The following is a 400-nucleotide window of genomic DNA, read 5'->3' on the forward strand; positions in this document are numbered from 1 at the left end:
GCGATTCTTGAAATCTCGAAGTATCCTGTCAAGGATACGGATGTGATACGTGGGAATGAGGTGACCGAGGAAAATTTGGATACGGTTTATTACTTGGATGGTGCTTTAGCTTCCAGAAGGCTGATCGGTTACGGAGGGATCTTGAAGGAGATCCATCAGGAACTCAATTTGACGGATGCCGAGGACGGAGATCTGATCAGGATTGAAGAAGATGAGGATGAGGTAGCCAATGAGACGTTTGAGGTTATGGCGCATTGGCATGTTGGGATTAAGAATTACATAGTCAATTAGAAAAGCAGGCTGATATCAGCCTGCTTTATTTTATAAATTATTTACGAGTGTTAGAGTCCAAGTTGATCCTCCTCTTTTCAGTGTGACTACTGAAGTTGAACCAACAGCA

General features: G+C 43.0%; 1 protein-coding gene. It reads left to right on the plus strand.

Going from position 1 to position 400, the window contains the following annotated elements:
• On the plus strand, window positions 1-291 hold a 291-nt coding region (locus ACTJKA_RS20005), incomplete at its 5' end, for a protein rep (protein WP_440607928.1).
• Window positions 292-400: the final 109 nt, after the last annotated feature.

The organism is Bacillus sp. 22190 (assembly GCF_052045575.1).
Classification (GTDB): domain Bacteria; phylum Bacillota; class Bacilli; order Bacillales; family Bacillaceae; genus Bacillus; species Bacillus altitudinis.